The sequence below is a fragment of the Pseudomonas sp. DD1 genome (genome assembly GCF_044510355.1).
GTDB lineage: Bacteria > Pseudomonadota > Gammaproteobacteria > Pseudomonadales > Pseudomonadaceae > Aquipseudomonas > Aquipseudomonas shahriarae.
On the sequence record NZ_MSAJ01000011.1, the window covers coordinates 363,210 to 381,664 of the forward strand.

Annotated in this window: 16 protein-coding genes and 2 riboswitches; of the genes, 5 read left to right on the forward strand and 11 right to left on the reverse strand. The window is 63.2% G+C overall.

Annotation, left to right across the window (positions count from 1 at the left end; translation table 11 throughout):
* Positions 1-6: 6 nt before the first annotated feature.
* The 5 genes from PSFL_RS09475 to PSFL_RS09495 are packed head-to-tail and all read right to left on the reverse strand — an operon-like array spanning position 7 to position 3,851.
* On the reverse strand, positions 7-837 hold the full coding sequence (locus PSFL_RS09475) for a DUF2797 domain-containing protein (protein WP_057436738.1): 831 nt from the start codon (positions 835-837) through the stop codon (positions 7-9).
* Entirely contained in the window at positions 834-1,094 is a 261-nt protein-coding gene (locus PSFL_RS09480; protein WP_057436741.1) for a YeaC family protein, read from the reverse strand. The genes PSFL_RS09475 and PSFL_RS09480 overlap by 4 nt, the downstream gene beginning before the upstream one ends.
* A gap of 30 nt (positions 1,095-1,124) precedes the next feature.
* On the reverse strand, positions 1,125-1,994 hold the full coding sequence (locus tag PSFL_RS09485) for a rhomboid family intramembrane serine protease (RefSeq protein WP_397469945.1): 870 nt from the start codon (positions 1,992-1,994) through the stop codon (positions 1,125-1,127).
* Positions 1,987-2,964, reverse strand: coding sequence for a metallophosphoesterase (locus tag PSFL_RS09490; RefSeq protein WP_232544797.1), 978 nt, complete (start codon positions 2,962-2,964; stop codon positions 1,987-1,989). The genes PSFL_RS09485 and PSFL_RS09490 overlap by 8 nt, the downstream gene beginning before the upstream one ends.
* The gene (locus PSFL_RS09495) at positions 2,961-3,851 is read right to left on the reverse strand and encodes an NAD(+) kinase (RefSeq protein ID WP_010210870.1); all 891 of its coding nucleotides are present in this window, start codon (positions 3,849-3,851) and stop codon (positions 2,961-2,963) included. Before PSFL_RS09495 ends, PSFL_RS09490 begins: the two co-directional genes overlap by 4 nt.
* A gap of 154 nt (positions 3,852-4,005) precedes the next feature.
* Between PSFL_RS09495 and PSFL_RS09500 the strand changes: the two genes are divergently transcribed.
* Positions 4,006-4,953, forward strand: coding sequence for a DUF1853 family protein (locus PSFL_RS09500; RefSeq protein WP_057436748.1), 948 nt, complete (start codon positions 4,006-4,008; stop codon positions 4,951-4,953).
* A gap of 131 nt (positions 4,954-5,084) precedes the next feature.
* Here PSFL_RS09500 and PSFL_RS09505 read toward each other — a convergent pair whose 3' ends face one another.
* Genes PSFL_RS09505 through cobW form a run of 4 tightly spaced genes read right to left on the reverse strand, consistent with a single transcriptional unit; the run spans position 5,085 to position 11,564 of the window.
* Positions 5,085-5,687 (reverse strand): VWA domain-containing protein, encoded by a 603-nt coding sequence (locus PSFL_RS09505; protein ID WP_057436751.1) that lies wholly within the window; start codon positions 5,685-5,687, stop codon positions 5,085-5,087.
* 53 nt (positions 5,688-5,740) lie between these two features.
* The gene (locus tag PSFL_RS09510) at positions 5,741-6,739 is read right to left on the reverse strand and encodes an ATP-binding protein (protein WP_057436753.1); all 999 of its coding nucleotides are present in this window, start codon (positions 6,737-6,739) and stop codon (positions 5,741-5,743) included.
* The gene (gene cobN / locus PSFL_RS09515) at positions 6,739-10,500 is read right to left on the reverse strand and encodes a cobaltochelatase subunit CobN (protein ID WP_252117352.1); all 3,762 of its coding nucleotides are present in this window, start codon (positions 10,498-10,500) and stop codon (positions 6,739-6,741) included. The genes PSFL_RS09510 and cobN overlap by 1 nt, the downstream gene beginning before the upstream one ends.
* Before the next feature lie 2 nt (positions 10,501-10,502).
* Positions 10,503-11,564: a cobalamin biosynthesis protein CobW gene (gene cobW, locus PSFL_RS09520; protein WP_057436756.1), complete on the reverse strand. Its 1,062-nt coding sequence runs from the start codon at positions 11,562-11,564 to the stop codon at positions 10,503-10,505.
* 92 nt (positions 11,565-11,656) lie between these two features.
* A riboswitch (cobalamin riboswitch) is annotated at positions 11,657-11,857 on the reverse strand.
* Between the two features lie 88 nt (positions 11,858-11,945).
* Positions 11,946-12,153: riboswitch (cobalamin riboswitch) on the forward strand.
* 95 nt (positions 12,154-12,248) lie between these two features.
* On the opposite strand from cobW, the gene PSFL_RS09525 reads away from it, so the two are divergent.
* From PSFL_RS09525 to cobM, 4 genes are all read left to right on the forward strand, one after another.
* On the forward strand, positions 12,249-12,437 hold the full coding sequence (locus tag PSFL_RS09525; RefSeq protein WP_057436758.1) for a CbtB domain-containing protein: 189 nt from the start codon (positions 12,249-12,251) through the stop codon (positions 12,435-12,437).
* Positions 12,438-12,448: 11 nt separating this feature from the next.
* Positions 12,449-13,150 carry a CbtA family protein gene (locus PSFL_RS09530; protein ID WP_397469946.1) on the forward strand — a complete coding sequence of 234 codons (702 nt, stop codon included), beginning with the start codon at positions 12,449-12,451 and terminating at the stop codon, positions 13,148-13,150.
* The gene (locus tag PSFL_RS09535) at positions 13,147-13,560 is read left to right on the forward strand and encodes a cobalamin biosynthesis protein (RefSeq protein ID WP_057436762.1); all 414 of its coding nucleotides are present in this window, start codon (positions 13,147-13,149) and stop codon (positions 13,558-13,560) included. The genes PSFL_RS09530 and PSFL_RS09535 overlap by 4 nt, the downstream gene beginning before the upstream one ends.
* A gap of 80 nt (positions 13,561-13,640) precedes the next feature.
* Positions 13,641-14,387: a precorrin-4 C(11)-methyltransferase gene (gene cobM, locus PSFL_RS09540; RefSeq protein ID WP_397469947.1), complete on the forward strand. Its 747-nt coding sequence runs from the start codon at positions 13,641-13,643 to the stop codon at positions 14,385-14,387.
* 987 nt (positions 14,388-15,374) lie between these two features.
* Here cobM and nfuA read toward each other — a convergent pair.
* Together nfuA and PSFL_RS09550 are read right to left on the reverse strand one after the other, a co-directional pair.
* On the reverse strand, positions 15,375-15,959 hold the full coding sequence (gene nfuA, locus PSFL_RS09545; protein ID WP_057436766.1) for a Fe-S biogenesis protein NfuA: 585 nt from the start codon (positions 15,957-15,959) through the stop codon (positions 15,375-15,377).
* Between the two features lie 86 nt (positions 15,960-16,045).
* On the reverse strand, positions 16,046-18,337 hold the full coding sequence (locus PSFL_RS09550; protein ID WP_057436768.1) for a fatty acid cis/trans isomerase: 2,292 nt from the start codon (positions 18,335-18,337) through the stop codon (positions 16,046-16,048).
* Between the last annotated feature and the right edge of the window lie 118 nt (positions 18,338-18,455).

Consider the following 18,455-nt stretch of genomic DNA (forward strand, 5'->3'; position numbering starts at 1 on the left):
ATCCTTCTACTGATGCACGGCGAGCTGGTAAGCCGTGTATTTACGAATATTGATAACGCCGGTATCGAAGATCAGGTATTGGCCCTTGATCCCCAGCAGCGTGCCTTCGGCAATCGGGTTCTTGTCCAGGTTGAAACTGACGATCTTGGCTGGATATTGCTCCACCGGGTAGCGGATTTCGAGGGGCTCGATATCGGTTACCGGTTGGATGGCCTGCAGGCCAAAGCGTTCCTGCAATTGCAGCAGGCCATCGGCGCAGGAGACAAACAGCTCGTCGCGTACCTGCGCAAGGTCTACCGCTGCCGCGTCGCCCTTGAGCAAGGCGCGCCAGTTGGTCTTGTCGGCGACCTGGCTGCGCAGCACATCTTCGACAAAGCCCGATTGCTGGCGCGTGGCCACGCGCATGATCGGCAATGCCTGGCTCGCGCCCTGGTCCAGCCAGCGCGTGGGCAACTGGGTGGCGCGGGTGATGCCGACCTTGATCCCCGACGAGTTCGCCAGGTACACCACATGGTCGGTCATGCAGAATTTCTCGCCCCAGGCCGGATCGCGGCAAGTGCCGGCATCGAAATGGCAGCGCTCGGGGCTCATGATGCACAGGTCGCACTGGGCCAGCTTGGTCATGCACGGGTAGCAATAGCCCTGGCTGAAGCTGGTCTTGGTCTTGCGTCCGCAATGGGTGCAGTGGATCGCACCGAGGTATTCCAGGCGTATATGAGTGCCAATCAACGGGTTGACCGGCACCTCGGTGTCGCCCAGGCGAAAAGCGTATTGAACGGTCGGCGAACCCAGTTGCGCCGACATCTTGCTGACTGCACCACGGCCAATCTCAATCAATGGATGGCATCCGACTTGAACAGGATGTTTTCCACCGGGGTCGACTTCGATTGGCATTCCTGCGGGCCCATATAGCCGGTGCGCTGGTCTTCCGGCAGGTTTTGCAGCTCCCAGGCGATCATGGCCTGCAACGACAGCTCGCGCTGTTCGGCAGTGAGCTTGCGGCCGTCGGCCCATTTACCGATTTCCACAGCGAGCTTGAGGCTCTGGTAGATATCCGGGGTGATGTTTTCGATCATTTCAGCAAAAGAGGACATAAGACTCTTCCTTCAATAATGGGCAAAGATTCAAGCGTTACGTTTATGGCAGCTGTACAACCCGCCGAGCAAACCGGTGATGCAACCCGCCACCAGGCCGCCGACATGGGCCGCATTGGCGATTTCGCCAAAGCCGATCATCGAGACCAGGCCCGACAGGCACAGCACCAGCCACACCAGCATCATCACCAGCACGCCGCGCGGCAGGCGATACGCCGGGTTGGGCGCAAGCAACTGGTAGATCCAGCAATGGCCGAGCAAGCCGTACAACACGCCGGACAGACCACCGAACAGGCCGGGCCCGCCAAAGGTGTATTGCGCATAGTTGGAGGCCAGGCTGAACAGCATCGTCAGGCCCAGCAGGTTGATACTGCCCTGACGGGCCTCGATGCGCCGCCCCAGCTCCCAGTACCACATGCCGTTCATGGCCAGGTGGAGGATGCCGAAGTGGATCAGCATCGGCGTGACCAACCGCCACCACTGCCCTGCCGCCAGGCTGTCGGCCAGGGGCGTGAAATACAGGTACTCACCGGCCACGTGGAAATTCAGGAACGTCAGCCAGCTCATGGTTTGCAGGTTGTCGCCAAGCATCGTGACCGCAGCGACGACCAGGCTCAGCAGCAACACACCTGCGGTCAGCGGGCTGTGGCGCAGTTGCTGGAGGAAGCCGGGACGCTTGGCTACCGGTTCCTGGGGAATATCCAGCTGCTGGTCCGGATCGCCGGTCGGGAAACGCTGATACAGGCTGCGCACGTCTTCGCTGATCGCGTCCGGCACCCACAGCACCTGCTCGCCGGCCTCTTCGCTGACGCGATGGGGCACCTGCATGCGCTGCAACAGCTTGACGAAGCCAGCCAGGTCGACCGTCAGCGGCAAGCGTAAAACGGCCACGTTACTCATGAATCACCTCAGGGCGCTCGACATCGACCCACACGAACTTGTTGGGGTCCAGGCAGGTTTCCTGATCCAGGCGATACGCCACCAGCTTGCCGTAGAGCACTGCGCTGTAGTCCAGGCAGGCCAGGTTCGAGCGGATCGGCGCCGGTTTGCCGCTACGCCAGTAATGGCCGACAAACAGCAAGGGTTCATCGACGCCATAGCGCAACAGGGAGTTTTTCTCGGTCGAAGACAACGGCGTACGGGCCACCGGATCGGGCAAGGCATCCGGTTGGAACACGATATCGCCGTAGGTCTTCGGGTCGTCTTCCCAGAACTTGGTGCGAAAGAACGAACGGGTCAGGCCATCGCCGCCGGTCAGCGTCAGGCCGTCCGGCAGGCGCATATCGGTGCCGCGCAGCAGGCGATCGAAGGCGTTGCAGGCAAAACTGCCCGGCACCGCCGCCGCCTGCAGGAAATGCTCGTCGATGCAGCCGTCGGGGAATTGCCGGCGCAGCGGTTCGATCAACCCCGAATCCCAGCAGGCGTGCACCATGCGGAAACGCCCGGCATCGACAAACAACGGCATGTCGTAGAACCAGCCGAGGAAGTCATGCCAGTCGCCGGGGTGGTGTTCGAACTGGGTCAGGGTCTCGTGAATCAGCCGCGCGTGGCGTGGCGAATGTTCGCGCACGTACTGCTTGCCACTGCCGGGCGGCGCCAGGGTGCTCCAGCCCAGGGCGTTGAACTCGTGGTTGCCCATGATGCACAGCGCCTGGCCGGCTTCGACCATGTCGTGGACGATATGCAGCGCCTCACGGATGCGCGGGCCACGGTCGATGATATCGCCGAGGAACACCGCCATGCGTGATGGGTGGCGCCAGACGCCGCCCTGCTTGTGGTAACCCATCTGGTCGAGCAGGTGCTCAAGGGTATGAGCGCAACCGTGCACGTCACCAATCAGGTCGTAGCTACGCGCGGGATCGAGCATCAGTCGCCTCCACCCCCCAAGCGGCTGCCCCAGCCCAGCTTGGTGCGGCACACTTCGTAGTAGTTGTGATCCAGTGGGTGGATCAACCGCAGCTTCTGCGCCTTTTTGCTCACGGTGATGGTGTCACCGGGGGCGCAGGTGAAGTGGTTCTGCCCGTCACAGGAAACTTGCGGGTAGATCTGCATGTCTTTGGAGACCACGATTTTCAACTCACTGTTGCCATCGACCACAATCGGTCGGCTAGACAACATATGGGGGTACATCGGCACGATCACAATGGCATCCAGCTTGGGATGCATGATCGGCCCGCCGGCCGACAGCGCATAGGCCGTGGACCCGGTGGGCGTGGCGACAATCAGGCCGTCGGCCTTCTGGCTGCAGACGAACTGGCCGTCGATATACAGCTCGAACTCGATCATCCGCGTCGACTTGCCGGGGTGCAGCACCACATCGTTGAGGGCATCGCCCTGGCCGATGGCTTCGCCATGGCGGCGCACTTCGGCTTGCAGCAGGAAGCGGTTTTCCACCAGGTAGTGGCCGTCCAGCACCTTGGCCACTTCAACTTCCAGGTCGTCGGGGCGGATATCGGTGAGGAACCCCAGGCTGCCCCGGTTGATCCCCAGCACCGGCACGTTATGCCGCGCCAGGGCCCGGGCGGCGCCCAGCAGGCTGCCGTCGCCGCCGACCACAATCACCATGTCGCAGACTTCACCGAGCATTTTGCGCGACGAGGTCTGCAGGCCGTGGCCCGGCAGAATCTCGGCGATGGTGTCTTCGAGGATCACATGCAGGTGGCGCTCAAGCAGAAACTTTTTCAGCCGGCGGACCGTGTCCAGAACCTGGGTACTGCCCAGGCGACCGATGATGCCGATATTGCGAAATTGCTCCATGGGGCTCCTGCAGGGTTTGGGTCTGGCAAAAAGAACGATTATGGGCGAAAGGCCGCATTAGACAAAATCCTTTGTCGCCCCAGGCCCCAGACGACAACGGTTCTCAACACTCCCCGGGGTCACGCGGCGAGTAGGAAACAGCTATGCTCGGACCATGAATCCGTTTCCCGACCTGCAGCCTCTGCCCCGTCAATTGCGTCATCCCGCAGTGCGGGACCTGGCGTGGGTGATCCTCGCCCCGCCGATGCTCGCGCAGACGCCCTGGCCACAACGTCACCCCCTGGCCGGCAGTGACTGGGTGCAGCAGCCTGCGGCCCTGGAGCAATGGCTCAGGCGCCTGGACCAGGACAGCAGCGCCCTGCTGCATTGGCTGAGCCTGGCACGCACCCGGCGCCTGGGCCTGTATTACGAACGCCTGTGGCAATTTGCCGTGCAGCACGCCCCTGGCGTGGAGTTGCTGGCGGCCAACCTGCCGATCCGCCAGGCCGGGCACACCCTGGGTGAGCTGGACATGCTGCTGCGCGACCGTGACGGCGTGCATCATCTGGAGTTGGCGATCAAGCTTTACCTCGGCCCCCAGGACGGCAACGGCCAGGACACCGCGCAATGGCTGGGTCCGGGTTGTCACGACCGCCTGGATCGTAAGCTGGCGCATCTGGCAGACCACCAACTGCCCATCTCGGCCAGGGCGCAAAGCCGGGAGGTGCTGGCGACGCTGGATATCCAGGAGTTCACCGCCCATCTGTGGCTCGGCGGCTACCTGTTGTACCCCTGGCCCGGCGAGGCCGCCCCGCCCCTCGGCGCCCACCCCCAGCATTTGCGCGGGCGCTGGTTGCATCAGCGCGATTGGCAGGACTTTATCCAGGCCAGCCCGCCGGGCCGCTGGCAGCCCCTGCCGCGCCATGCCTGGCTGGCGCCGGCGCATTACCCGGCGGAAGAAATCTGGAGTGAAGAGCAGATGCAGCGCTGGCTGGTCGACCTGGACCCGATGGCGCCGGCGCAGTTGTTGGTGCGCATGATGGAGAACGGCGGGGATTGGGAGGAAGCGGAGCGGCTGTTTCTGGTGGCGGATCTTTGGCCGAATGTGCCGGGGGCTAGCTGATCGTTTTGCGGTGGGTTTGAAGGCCTTGTCGCAGGCAAGCCAGCTCCCACATTCAAGCGCATTCCAAAGGATGTACGCGGCCACATGTGGGAGCGGGCTTGCTCGCGATAGCGGTAGCGGTAGCGGCAGCGCTACAGGCTATCAATATGCCGATAATCCACCTGCAACCCGGCGGCCAGCTCCCGCGCCCGCCCCAGCCGGATCGGCCCACGTTCGATATCCACCAACAGCCCCAGGCAATCCAACACCGGCAATTGACCAATATTCTTGAGCCGGCCATCGGTAATCACCAGCAACCGCTGCTGTTCAGCCGGATAGCGCTTGCGCCGCGCCGCCAGCCAATGCCCGGCCTCGGTCAACGCCGCCAGCAACGGCGTCCCTCCACCGGCGCCCAGGCCATCCAGCCAACGCCCCAGGCCCTTGGCCGCTTTCAAGCCTTGTACCTGCCAGCTCGGCACTTGCCCGCTGGCGGTCAACAACGCCAGTCGCGCCCGCTGCCGATAGGCGTCGTCGAACACCTGCGCGAGCAAGCCCTTGGCATCGCTAAGCGCCTGATGCCGCCGAGTGGACGCCGAGGCATCGACAATCACCAGCCACAGCTCATGGGAGGCACGGCTGCGGTTGCAGTACACCAGGTCTTTACGCGATTGTGGTCGCCCGCCCAACAAGGTGCCCGGCCAATTGACCATCCCCTCGGCGCCGTTGCGCGCCCGCCCTTGCCTGCCTTGATCCAGTCGACCCGCCTTGGGCCGGGCATCCGCCCCCGCGTCAGGTCGGGGGCGAATGCCTAGGGCTTTTTTGGCCAGGTGGGTATTTCACGGCGGGCACCCGTTACTTGTGTAGACGGAGGCATTTCACCCCACTGTCCCTGGCCGCTGCTGGGGTCAGTGGGTTTGGGCGCCGGCGCATTTTCCGGCGGGTGGGCGGCAGATGAATGCTCCTGGCGACGATGGCGCAGGGCAAATTCGGCAACGGCCTCTATATCTTCTTCAGCGATGGCCGCAGCCCCACGCCACGCCGCATGGGCCCGCGCCCCGCGCAACCACACCAGATCGGCGCGCAGGCCATCCACACCAGCGGCAAAGCAGCGCTCGGTAATCTGCGCCAGGGCCTGGTCATCCAGGGCGATGCTTTCCAGGCGTGCACGGGCCTGGGTGCAACGCGCACGCAGCGCCGCTTGCTGGTCAGACCACTGCGCGCAGAACGCCCCAGGGTCGCTATCGAAATCCAGGCGCCGACGGATGATCTGCCCGCGCTCGGTCGGCAAAGTCTGCCCGCTCAATGCCACGTTGAAACCGAACCGATCCAGCAACTGCGGACGCAATTCACCCTCTTCCGGGTTCATCGTGCCGATCAGCACAAAACGCGCCGAGTGCCGGTGGGATATACCGTCGCGCTCGATCAGGTTGGTGCCACTGGCGGCTACATCCAATAGCAGGTCCACCAGATGGTCAGGCAGTAGGTTGACCTCATCCACATACAGTACCCCGCCATCGGCCTTGGCCAGCACCCCAGGGGAAAACTGCGCACGGCCTTCGCTCAGCGCCGCATCCAGGTCCAGAGTGCCGACCAAACGCTCTTCGGTGGCGCCCAGCGGCAAGGTGACGAATTGCCCGCTGGCCAACAGGTCCGCCAGGCCGCGAGCCAGGGTGGACTTGGCCATGCCGCGCGGGCCTTCGATCAGCACGCCACCGATCTTCGGGTCGATGGCGGTCAGGCACAGGGCAAGCTTCAGGTCGTCGGCACCGACCACTGCCGACAGTGGGAAATGGGGGATGTCAGTCATCAACTGTCTTCTTCTATGTCCAGCAACAGGTTTTCCAATGCCTCGCGGTACGCCCCCGGTTCCTGCCACATACCGCGCTGCTGGGCTTCCAGCATGCGCTCGGTCATGTCGCGCAAGGCCGCAGGGTTGTGCTGTTGCACAAACGCCCGGGTGTCGGGGTCGAGCAGGTAGGCATCGGCCAGCAATGCATATTGGTGGTCGTCGATCAGCGCCGTGGTCGCGTCGAAGGCGAACAGATTGTCCACCGTCGCCGCCATCTCGAACGCGCCTTTATAGCCGTGGCGCTTGACCCCTTCGATCCACTTGGGGTTGGCGGCGCGGGAACGGATCACCCGGTTCAGCTCTTCCTTCAGCGTGCGGATTTTCGGCAAGTCCGGCTGGCTATGATCGCCATGGTAGCTGGCGGCCTTGGCGCCACTGAGGGTTTCCACGGCGGCGAGCATACCGCCCTGGAATTGGTAATAGTCATTGGAGTCGAGCAAGTCGTGCTCGTGGTTATCCTGGTTCTGCAGCACGGCCTGCACCTGGCTCAGGCGCTGGGCGAACTGTTCACGGGCGGCGGTGCCTTCATCCGCACCGCCATAGGCGTAGCCCCCCCAATTCAGATAGACCTCGGCCAGGTCTTCGCGGCTTTGCCACAGGCGACCGTCAATCGCGCCCTGCACACCCGCGCCATAGGCCCCAGGCTTGGCACCGAAAATGCGCCAGCCGGCCTGCTTGGCCGCAGCCTCTTCATCCAGGCCCGACTTGCGCAGCGCCTCGCGCTCGCTGCGCACCTTGGCCGCCAGGGGGTTCAGGTCGTCCGGCTCATCCAGCGCCGCGACCGCCTGCACCGCAGCATCGAACAGGCGGATCAGGTTGGCGAACGCATCGCGGAAGAACCCCGACACCCGCAGCGTGACGTCAACTCGCGGGCGGTCGAGCAAGCTGATGGGCAATATCTCAAAATCATCGACACGCTGGCTGCCCGTGGCCCACACCGGACGCACGCCCATCAGTGCCATGGCCTGGGCGATATCGTCACCGCCGGTGCGCATGGTCGCGGTGCCCCACACGGAAAGCCCCAACTGACGCAGGTGGTCACCATGGTCCTGCAGGTGCCGCTCAAGCATCAGGTTTGCGGATTGGAAACCGATACGCCAGGCAGTCGTGGTAGGCAGGTTACGCACGTCGACGGTGAAGAAATTGCGCCCGGTCGGCAGCACATCCAGGCGCCCACGACTCGGCGCACCACTGGGGCCCGCCGGCACGAAACGACCGCTCAACGCCTCCAGCAAGCCATGCATTTCCGCCGGGCCACAGGCATCCAGGCGCGGTGCGACGACGATGCGCAGGCTTTCGATCACCGATTTCACCTCCTCCCAGCCCGGCTCCTCAAGCTGTTCGAGCGGGCCTTCCAGCGCCTGTTCGATCAACCGCGCCGCATACAACTCCAGGCGCTCGCGAGTATCGCCAGCGGTACGCCACAACTGCCCGTCGATCTTCTGCAGCACCTCGGGGCGGCGCCCGGTCCAGGGTTCGGCCAGCGCGCAGTCCAGCGGGTCAAAGCCCAGCTCAAAGGCCTTGGCCAATACCCGCAGCAGGCTTGATTGCGGACCCCGCCCATCGCCACGCGGAATGCGCAGCAGGGCCAGCAAGGTGTCGATACGCAGGCGACCTTCGGGCGACTCGCCAAAGATATGCAGGCCGTCACGGATCTGCGACTCCTTCAGATCGCACAGGTAGGTGTCCAGGCGCGGCAGCCAGACGGCAGCGTCAGCCTCGTTATCCAGTTCCAGCTCTTGATCGATGCGGGTTTCGCGCACCAGCTTGAGGATGTCCTTTTGCAGCTCCAGAGCGCGGCGCGGATCGAGCAACTGCGCCTCGTAATACTCATCCGCCAACAATTCCAGATTGCGCAATGGGCCATAGGTTTCGGCGCGGGTCAGCGGCGGCATCAAATGGTCGATGATCACCGCCTGGGTGCGGCGCTTGGCCTGGGCACCCTCGCCCGGATCATTGACGATAAACGGATAGATGTTCGGCAGCGGTCCCAGCAATGCATCTGGCCAGCAGTTCTCGGACAGCCCGACGCCTTTACCCGGCAGCCATTCCAGGTTGCCGTGCTTGCCGACGTGGATCACGCCATGGGCGCCGTAGGTGTGGCGCAGCCAGAAATAGAACGCCAGGTAAGCGTGGGGCGGCACCAGGTCCGGGTCGTGGTACACCGCGCTGGCATCCACCTGGTAGCCCCGCGCCGGCTGGATGCCGACAAAGGTCAGGCCCAGGCGCAGGCCGGCGATCATCATGCGCCCGTCGCGGCACATCGGATCGTTATGAGGCGTGCCCCAGCGTTCCAGCACGGCCTGGCGGTTGGCCTCGGGCAAGCGATTGAACATCGCCTGGTATTCGTCCAGGCCCAGGCTTTGATGGCAGGGGCGCAGGTCGAGGCTGTCCAGGTCGTTGGTGACACCGCCGAGCAGGTCATGGATCAGCGCAGTGCCGCTGGCCGGCAATGCATCCGGCAGCGGATAACCCTCGGCCTGCAGGGCCCGCAGGATATTCAAGGCCGCGGCCGGGGTGTCCAGGCCCACGCCATTACCGATGCGCCCATCACGGGTCGGGTAATTGGCGAGGATCAGCGCAATGCGCTTGTTAGCATGCGGCACCCGTGCCAGCTCGACCCAGCGCCGCGCCAGTTCGGCGACAAAGTCCATGCGCTCTGGGGCCGCGCGGTAGCACACCACGTCCGATTGGCTGCGTTCGCTGCGCCAGGCCAGGTCCTTGAAGCTGATCGGGCGGCTGATGATGCGCCCGTCCAGCTCCGGCAAAGCAATGTGCATCGCCAGGTCACGCGGGCCGAGGCCCTGCTCGCTGGCTTCCCAGCCGGGCTGGTTGTCCTGGGCGCAGATCGCCTGGATCACCGGGATATTGCGGCGAAACGGCCGCAGATGGGGCGCTTCGGGGCTGGATTGGGCAAAGCCGGTGGTGTTCAGAATCACCGCCGCCCCGACCTCATCCAGCAGATCCTCAACCACTGTCAGGCAGCCAGGCTCTTTCAGGCTGGCCACCGCCATCGGCAGCGGGTTAAGGCCCGCTGCCTGCAAGCGTTGGCAAAACACATCAATAAAACCGGTATTGGCCGCCTGCAAGTGCGAGCGGTAGAACAGCACCGCTGCCACCGGCCAATCGGTGTTCCAGTCCGCCTGCCAGTCATTGAGGCGGGCATTGGCGGCGCGCGGGTGATAGATCGCGGTGCGCGGCAGAGTTTGCGGCTCGGCCCACGGGTAATCGCGGCCCAGGAAGCTACTGGCCAGGCAGCGATAGAAATCCAGCGCATTCCCCAGCCCGCCCTGGCGCAGAAAGTGCCACAGGCGGTCACGCTCAACCACACCCACGGTGCTCAGGCCGCTGAGTTCGGGATCGGGGCGATCATCCCCCGGCACCAGGATCAACTGCACGCCCTGCTCGGCCAGCTCCACCAGGCGTTGGATGCCGTAGCGCCAATAGCCGATGCCGCCGTGCAGGGATATCAGGATGACCTTGGCGTGGCGCAGCACCTCATCCACATACAGGTCCACCGAGGCGTGGTTCTGCACCTGCATCGGGTTGGCCAGGCGCAGGCTCGGGTAGTCGTCGGGCAGTTGCTGGGCGGCTTCGGCCAGCAACGCCAGGCTGGAATCGCCGCTGCACAGGATCACCAGCTCGGCGGGGGTTTGTCCCAGGTCGGCGATGTTGTCATCGGAGACGAAGCCACCGGGCTGGGTCCTGAGCAGGTGCATGGTTAAACGCTGAGCGCGGCGCGCAATTGCGCTTCAAGGCCCGCTGCATCCAGGTCCTGACCGATCAGCACCAACCGTGTGATGCGCGCTTCGTCGGCGCCCCAGGCCCGGTCGAAGTGCTTGTCGAAGCGCGTGCCCACGCCTTGGATCAACAGGCGCATCGGCTTGTTGGGGATTGCGGCGAAGCCTTTGACCCGCAGGATGCCGTGCTGCACCACCAATTGCGTCAGGGCGTCCAGCAGCAGCGCTTCATCAGCCTGTGGCAGGTCGATGGAGATGGAGTCAAACGCATCGTGATCGTGGTCGTCTTCACCTTCGTGGTGATGATCGTGATGGCTATGGCGCCCGTCGATATGCTCCTCGGAGCCGGCACCCAGGCCAATCAGCACATCCAGAGGCAGGCGACCGCTGCTGGCTTCGACGATTTTCACTGCTGGCGGCAGTTCTTCGGCGACTTCCAGGCGTACACGGGCCAGGTCTTCAGGGCTGATCAGGTCGGTTTTGTTGAGGATCACCAGGTCGGCGCTGGCCAGTTGGTCGGCGAACAACTCGTGCAGTGGCGATTCGTGGTCCAGGTTCGGGTCCAGTTTGCGCTGGGCGTCGACCTGGTCCGGGAACGCGGCAAAGGTGCCAGCGGCCACGGCCGGGCTGTCGACCACCGTGATCACCGCGTCAACCGTGCAGGCGCTACGGATTTCCGGCCACTGGAAGGCCTGGACCAGGGGCTTGGGCAGCGCCAGGCCAGAGGTTTCGATGAGGATATGGTCGAGGTCGCCACGACGGGCCACCAGCTCGCGCATCACCGGGAAGAACTCTTCCTGCACGGTGCAGCACAGGCAGCCGTTGGCCAGTTCATACACGCGGCCGCTGGCTTCTTCTTCGGTGCAACCGATGGAGCACTGCTTGAGGATCTCGCCGTCGATACCCAGTTCGCCGAATTCGTTGACGATCACAGCAATGCGCCGACCCTGGGCGTTGTCCAGCATGTGCCGCAGCAAGGTGGTTTTGCCCGAGCCGAGAAAGCCGGTGACGATAGTGACGGGGAGTTTGGCCAGTGTTTTCATCGGATGCCCTTTGGGGCGGGCATACGGGACGACTGGCCCTGCAGCGGCGTGCAGGTGCTGGATTCGTCACCGGATCACCCCGCCCGGTTGAAATGGAAAATCGGTTGCGAGGCAGGTCTCCTGGCTTGGGGCTTGCCGGCCTTGCGGCTGGCGCTGGCTGCGCCTTCCCGCCGTATTGGCAGTGGCGTGGCAGTCAGATAAACCCTTTACAGTTGCGGGGGCAGCCGCGGCTTGGACCGCGTTCCCTTCTTAGCTTCGACCGCAGCCGAAGAACCTCGAAGGTGCAAGGCTACGCAGTGCTTGAGGGACGGTCAATTCAAAACCATGCGAAGAGCCGCAGTGCCCAGCTACAGATTGACGGCCGTCCCGCGCCCATGCTCTCCTACACATCTTGTTTCGGGTGCCCTTTCCAGGGTGAAACGGGAAACCGGTCAATCATGCATGCATGACCAATCCGGTGCTGCCCCCGCAACGGTAAGCGAGCGAAGCGTCACAGCCACTGTGCTTTTGGCATGGGAAGGCGATGCTTTCAGGACTCAGGAGAGCCCCCTCGCAAGCCCGGAGACCGGCCCGAAAAATCAAATAACAAACCCGCGGTGGGCGGGCGCTGTTCAGAACCCTGCGTGCCCGGCTCGCGGGGTTTTCATGCGCTCGTGTCACCCTGCCACTCGAAAGGGACGTGCCATGTCGATCATCAGCAGCACCTCACACACCGCCAGCCGCTCCGCCACCTTGAGCCAACGCCTGACCGCCGCTATCGGCGCCTCGATCCTCGGTGCGTGCCTGGTGTATTTCGCCGGGTTCTCCCATATCGAGGCCGTGCACAACGCCGCCCACGATACGCGCCACAGCGCCGCCTTCCCGTGCCATTGAGACCTGCAACCATGATCAAGCGAATTGCGCAAACCGCAGGTTTCACCGGCCTGCTGGCCGCCCTGCTGCTGACCCTGCTGCAAAGTTTCTGGGTGGCTCCGCTGATTCTGCAGGCGGAAACCTACGAAAACGCCCCGACCACGACCGAAGTGCATGAGCATGCGCCTGGCGCTGCGGCCCACAGCCACGACGCCGAGGCCTGGGAACCGGAAGACGGCTGGCAGCGCGTGCTGTCCACCACTGGCGGTAACCTGGTGGTCGCCGTAGGTTTTGCGCTGATGCTCGCCGGCCTGTACACCCTGCGCGCCCCGACCCGCACCGCCCAGGGCCTGCTCTGGGGCCTGGCCGGTTACGCCACCTTTGTGCTGGCACCGACCCTCGGCCTGCCACCGGAACTACCCGGCACCGCTGCGGCGGACCTGGCGCAACGGCAGATCTGGTGGATCGGCACGGCAGCCTCCACCGCCGCCGGTATCGCGTTGATTGTGTTTGGTCGCAACTGGCTGCTGAAGATCCTCGGCGTGGCGATCCTGGCGGTGCCCCATGTGATTGGCGCGCCACAGCCCGAAGTGCACTCGATGCTCGCCCCGCAGGCCCTGGAAGCGCAGTTCAAGATCGCGTCGCAGCTGACCAACGTTGCGTTCTGGCTGGCCCTGGGCCTGATCAGCGCCTGGTTGTTCCGACGCAATCGCGACGACCAGCACTCGGCATGACAGCAGCCACCACCGCGCCGACCCTGGTGGTCGGCCTGGGTTGTCAGCGTGGTTGCAGCCTCGCGGCGCTATTGGCGCTGTTCAATGAAGCCTTGGCTGGCGCGGGAATCGACCCTCGGCACATCAGCGCACTGGCGAGTATCGACCGTAAACAGGATGAGCCAGGGTTACTGGCCCTGGCCGAACACTTGAGGTTGCCACTGCAGTTTTTCAGTGCCGAACAGCTGGCGAGCCACGAAGCGCAATTGAGCCACCGCTCTGCTGTCGCGTTTGCCCATACCGGCTGCCACGGCATCGCCGAAAGCGCCGCCCTGGCCCTGGCCGAGCACTTGGCCCAGCGCCCTGCCCGCCTGTTGATCAACCGCCAGAAAAGCCCGCAAGCCACCTTTGCATTGGCGTGCGCGGGCTGAATTCCCGATAATCCGCCTCCTTGATCATGAGCGGTCTTCATCTGCAGCCCGCCTCGCCGGCTTTTTCACAGGAATCCCCCATGACCGTCTACTTCATCGGCGCAGGCCCCGGCGACCCGGAACTGATCACCGTCAAAGGCCAGCGGCTGATCCGCAGTTGCCCGGTAATTATCTACGCCGGCTCCCTGGTGCCGGCCGCCGTGCTTGAAGGCCATCAGGCCGAAACCCTGGTCAACAGCGCCGAACTGCACCTGGAGCAGATCATTGAGTTGATCAAGCATGCCCATGAACAGGGCCAGGACGTGGCGCGGGTGCATTCTGGCGATCCGAGCCTGTATGGCGCGATTGGCGAGCAAATCCGCCATTTGCGCGCACTGGGGATTCCCTTCCAGATCATTCCCGGCGTCACCGCCGTGGCCGCCTGTGCCGCGTTGCTGGAGGCGGAGCTGACCTTACCGGATATCGCCCAAAGCGTGATCCTGACCCGCTATGCCGATAAAACCACGATGCCTGCGGGGGAGTCCTTCGACAGCCTGGCCAGCCACGGCACTACCATGGCCGTGCATCTGGGGGTCAATCACCTGGAGAAAATCGTTGCCGCGCTGCTGCCGCATTACGGTGCAGATTGCCCGATTGCCGTGGTACACCGGGCGACCTGGCCGGATCAGGATTGGGCGATTGGCACCTTGGCGGATATTGTCGGTAAGGTGGCAGCCAAGGGGTTCAGGCGCACCGCGCTGATTGTGGTGGGGCGGGTGCTGGCCAGTGACAGCTTCAGCGAATCCTCGCTGTATCGCGCAGGGCACGCCCACCTCTACCGACCCTGACAGTGTGGGGGCTGGATTGCCTGCGATAGAGGTGTGTCAGGCAAGTATTCCTAACCTGATATACCGCCATCGCGGCATGAGTATCTACACCACTCTTTTCTGGGTTTGTATACATATCCGTTGCTGCGGTCACGGCCACTTAGGGTTCCGCCCTTACGGCGGGTCACTTTTGGAAAAGAGCCCCAAAAGTAACCAAAAGGGCTCTTGCCCCACCACTCGGTGCCTCGCCTAGGCTCGGCATGCCCGCAGTCAGGCATTGCTCCGTGGGCCCGCCGCGATCGGCCATCCATGGCCGTGTCGCGGCTACCCCGGCATCCATGCCGGGGTGCCCACTGCGCAATACCTGCCTGCGGCCAGCGTGGTTTAACGGGGCGCCCAAGATCAAGATCAAAAGCCAGATCAAAAGCAGAGCAACAGCAACAGCAATGCCAAAGCCGGGGCGCGAAGCTGCATTCCCCTGTGGGAGCTGGCTTGCCTGCTCCCACAGGAGTCCGCGCACGCTTCAACGATCAGGTCGGCTCTAAGGCCGCCTCGCTTTGCTTTTGATCTGAGGCGCCCCGTTAAACCACGCTGGCCGTCATCCGATATTGATTTGGGGGGTAACCCGGCAGGACGCCGGGTTAGCCGCGCTGGGCCATGGATGGCCCATCGCGGCGGCCCCCCAAATCAATGTCGGATGACGGGCACACCGAGCCTAGGCGAGGTGCCGAGTGGTGGGGCAAGAGCCCTTTTGGTTACTTTTGGGGCTCTTTTCCAAAAGTGACCCGCTGTAAGAGCGGAACCAATAGCCGCCATGACCGCAGCAACGGATATGTTCACAAACCCAACAAGCACTGGATAAAAGAGATGTATAGATACCTACGGGTATCGCATGCAAGCCAGCTCAAAAAGCTCATCTTATTTGTTAGACAAATCGTGTAACTTGCTAACTTTAAAGCATAAAAAAACGGCGCTCACGGACGCCGTTTTTTGTTTGCAGCGAACACCTTAATAGTAGGCGTTTTCTTTCTGCGTATGGTCAGTCACGTCACGTACGCCCTTGAGCTCGGGAATCCGCTCCAGCAACGTACGCTCGATACCTTCACGCAAGGTCACGTCAGCCTGCCCACAGCCCTGGCAGCCGCCACCGAACTTGAGCACGGCGATACCGTCATCCACCACGTCGATCAGGCTGACCTGGCCGCCATGGCTGGCCAGGCCCGGATTGATCTCGGTCTGCAGGTAGTAGTTGATACGCTCGTTGATCGGGCTATCGGCATTGACGTTCGGCACCTTGGCATTGGGCGCCTTGATGGTCAGTTGGCCACCCATGCGGTCAGTGGCGTAGTCGACCACGGCATCGTCAAGGAAGGCTTCGCTGAAGGCGTCGATATACGCGGTGAAGCTCTTGAGCCCCAGGGCGGTGTCTTCAGGCTTTTCTTCGCCCGGCTTGCAGTAGGCAATGCACGTCTCGGCGTACTGGGTGCCAGGCTGGGTGATAAAGACGCGGATGCCGATACCCGGGGTGTTCTGCTTGGACAGCAGATCAGCCAGGTAATCGTGGGCGGCGTCGGTAATGGTTATGGCAGTCATGGGAACTCCTCACAGGCTTGCCGGCAGTTTACGCCAATCGCCGCGACGGTACAAAGTCCTAGTATTTTTGTCAGGCAAATCCACACCTACAGGTTCTCGTAGCGATTCATATCCAGCACACCCTCTTCCACCGGAGTGGTTTCGCGGATGTACTGCGATAAATCGTGGAAGTACTCCCAGAACTGCGGGTGGCTGCGGCGAATGCCCCAGCGTTCGACAATCCGTTCAAAGCGCTTGGCGTCCCTGGCCAGTTCCATGTCCTCGACAAACTCGGGCACATCCTCGGCCGGCACATTGAAGATGAAGTTGGGGTAGCTGCTGAGCACGCCCGGATAGATCGTCAGGGTATCCAGGCCCGGTTGATAGCGATAAGCCTCGCCGAGCATAAAGGCCACGTTGCTGTGGGCGCGGTTGCGCAGCAGGCTGTAGACCTCGCGTTTGCCGCTCGGAGTCTGGATGCGCAGCAAGGTGGCTTCCGGCAACTGCTCGATCACCTTGAGCCCGGCCGCCGGCCTTGAGGTCAGGCGGCTGAGGGTTTGTTCGACGTCGCGCAGTTGCGGGTCGATACCCAGACGTGAGCAGTAGGCACTGATGCAACGGTTGATCGGGTCCGGGCTGGCGTTCAAGTCGGCATACCGGGCCAGCAACTGGTTGGCAAAGTCCCGTTTCGGGTCCTGCGGGTCCAGCTTCAGGCCGCTGGGCTTGTCATTGTCGATGGCTTCATAGTCCAGCCACAGCTTGACCTTGCCGCTGTTCTGGTACCAGTCGTCGAGCAAGCCATCGCGCGAATCCGCCGGCATCAGGCGCAGGAAGTTCTGCTCGGCGCCATTGCGGATCAGGTCGAAATACAAACGGGTCTGGGCCTGGTGCGAGACATTGCCGAACACGTCGAAATTCACCGCCAATTGGTAATAGGTGCGCTCCAGCAGCGGGTAGTCGAACAGCCACATCGTCTGTGGGACTTCGCCAATCAGGCCCTTGTTCACCGAAGCGCTGTCGAAGTGGCGGAAGATGCTCAGCAACGCGTTGTCATTGCCCTGCCACAGGCTCGACCAGCCCGGCGCCGGCAAATCAGCGTAGTTGTCGCGGCGCAGTGCCTCGTATTCATTGCGTTTGTCACGGTAGGCCAGCCACAGGCTCAACACACTGCCCACGTCATCGTTCTGCCCCGGCATCGCCAGCAGCGGCGTGGCCTGGCCGCGATAGCGGGCATCGGTGATGTACAGGTCGTGGTCCGGGTCCTGGAACAGGGTCCAGAAGTTGTCGCGGATTACGTCCGTGGCAATCTGCCCACGGCACACCGGCCCACGAATAAACGTGCGCACGAAGTATTCGGCGTTATCCAGCATGAACTGGTAGCGCGCCTTGACCGGGATCGCCTCGAACGTTTCAAACGGGTTGGCCCGACGGCCAGGGCCGTAGCCCGGCAGCGCCGTGGCTTGCCAGTCGCCACTGTAGAACAGCGACTTGACCCGCTCCATCTTCGCCGCGCTGAAGGGGTAGGTAATGTGGGTCTTGTGCACGATCACCCCTTGCACCGGCCACAGGCGGTAGTACACGCGGGTGCCAGGGTCGTCATTCGGGCGACGGGTGTTGATCAGGTCGATGGGCTGGCCGCTGGGCGTACGCGAGCGGACCCACTGGAAAAAATGCCCCGGCTCACCGCCCTCGAAATAGATATGAGCGAGGAACAGGTGCTCGAACAACCAGCGCGCCACCAGGCTTTCCCGGGCGCCGGGCTGGTTCAGCAGGTTTTCCCATTGCTGTACCTGCAAGGCTTCCTGGGCACTCGGCGCCAGGCCCTGCTCATCAATAGGCGCACCGGACGCCAGCCAACGCTGCAGGGTCTGGTATTGCTGATCGGTCAGGCCGGTGACGGCCAACGGCATGCCTTCCTTGGGGTGCGCGCCGGCGTAGGCGTCGAACTCCCCCGGCAATGGGCACATATTCTCGCGGTTCAGGCCCAGCACAATCTCTTCGGGCAGCTTGGCATTGGGCGCCAATGGGGTTTTATGACCCAGCTCCAGCATGCGCGCCATCAGCGCCGCCTGGGTGCCCTGGGCATCCAGCACCGAGGCAAAACCGTGGCGCTGCCAGGCGGCCTTGCCAAAGGCGTCATAAAACAGCCGGGTCGGCTGCGACGCCTGGCTGCGCTCGCCGTCATACACCGGCAGCTTGCTCGCGCCGCGTGCCGCACCTTCGCCACTGCCCAGGTTGAGCTGACAGGCGGAGTCGTAGCAGGCATGGCAGGCCACGCATTTCTCGGTGAAGATCGGTTGAATATCGCGGGTATAGGAAAGCGCCGGGGCGGGTCCGTTGGCCTGCGCGAGGCAGGCGACCAACGCCAAGGCGGCGCCGGTGATGAGGCGAAGTGACATGTATCCGGTCCCGAGTCGATGCGAGCGCTGAAAAATTGCCGCGATTCTACCGATGTCGAGGCGCCCTCAACATGAGCGATATTCATGCAAAACCCAGGCATGCTCTAAAAGCGCACAG

Excerpts from the sequence above, each read along its gene's own strand:
- PSFL_RS09480 (WP_057436741.1), bottom strand. The coding sequence starts at position 1,094 with ATGTCCTCTTTTGCTGAAATGATCGAAAACATCACCCCGGATATCTAC.
- PSFL_RS09485 (WP_397469945.1), bottom strand. The coding sequence starts at position 1,994 with ATGAGTAACGTGGCCGTTTTACGCTTGCCGCTGACGGTCGACCTGGCT.
- PSFL_RS09495 (WP_010210870.1), bottom strand. The coding sequence starts at position 3,851 with ATGGAGCAATTTCGCAATATCGGCATCATCGGTCGCCTGGGCAGTACC.
- PSFL_RS09500 (WP_057436748.1), top strand. The coding sequence starts at position 4,006 with ATGAATCCGTTTCCCGACCTGCAGCCTCTGCCCCGTCAATTGCGTCAT.
- PSFL_RS09510 (WP_057436753.1), bottom strand. The coding sequence starts at position 6,739 with ATGACTGACATCCCCCATTTCCCACTGTCGGCAGTGGTCGGTGCCGAC.
- cobN (WP_252117352.1), bottom strand. The coding sequence starts at position 10,500 with ATGCACCTGCTCAGGACCCAGCCCGGTGGCTTCGTCTCCGATGACAAC.
- cobW (WP_057436756.1), bottom strand. The coding sequence starts at position 11,564 with ATGAAAACACTGGCCAAACTCCCCGTCACTATCGTCACCGGCTTTCTC.
- PSFL_RS09525 (WP_057436758.1), top strand. The coding sequence starts at position 12,249 with ATGTCGATCATCAGCAGCACCTCACACACCGCCAGCCGCTCCGCCACC.
- PSFL_RS09530 (WP_397469946.1), top strand. The coding sequence starts at position 12,449 with ATGATCAAGCGAATTGCGCAAACCGCAGGTTTCACCGGCCTGCTGGCC.
- PSFL_RS09535 (WP_057436762.1), top strand. The coding sequence starts at position 13,147 with ATGACAGCAGCCACCACCGCGCCGACCCTGGTGGTCGGCCTGGGTTGT.
- cobM (WP_397469947.1), top strand. The coding sequence starts at position 13,641 with ATGACCGTCTACTTCATCGGCGCAGGCCCCGGCGACCCGGAACTGATC.
- nfuA (WP_057436766.1), bottom strand. The coding sequence starts at position 15,959 with ATGACTGCCATAACCATTACCGACGCCGCCCACGATTACCTGGCTGAT.
- PSFL_RS09550 (WP_057436768.1), bottom strand. The coding sequence starts at position 18,337 with ATGTCACTTCGCCTCATCACCGGCGCCGCCTTGGCGTTGGTCGCCTGC.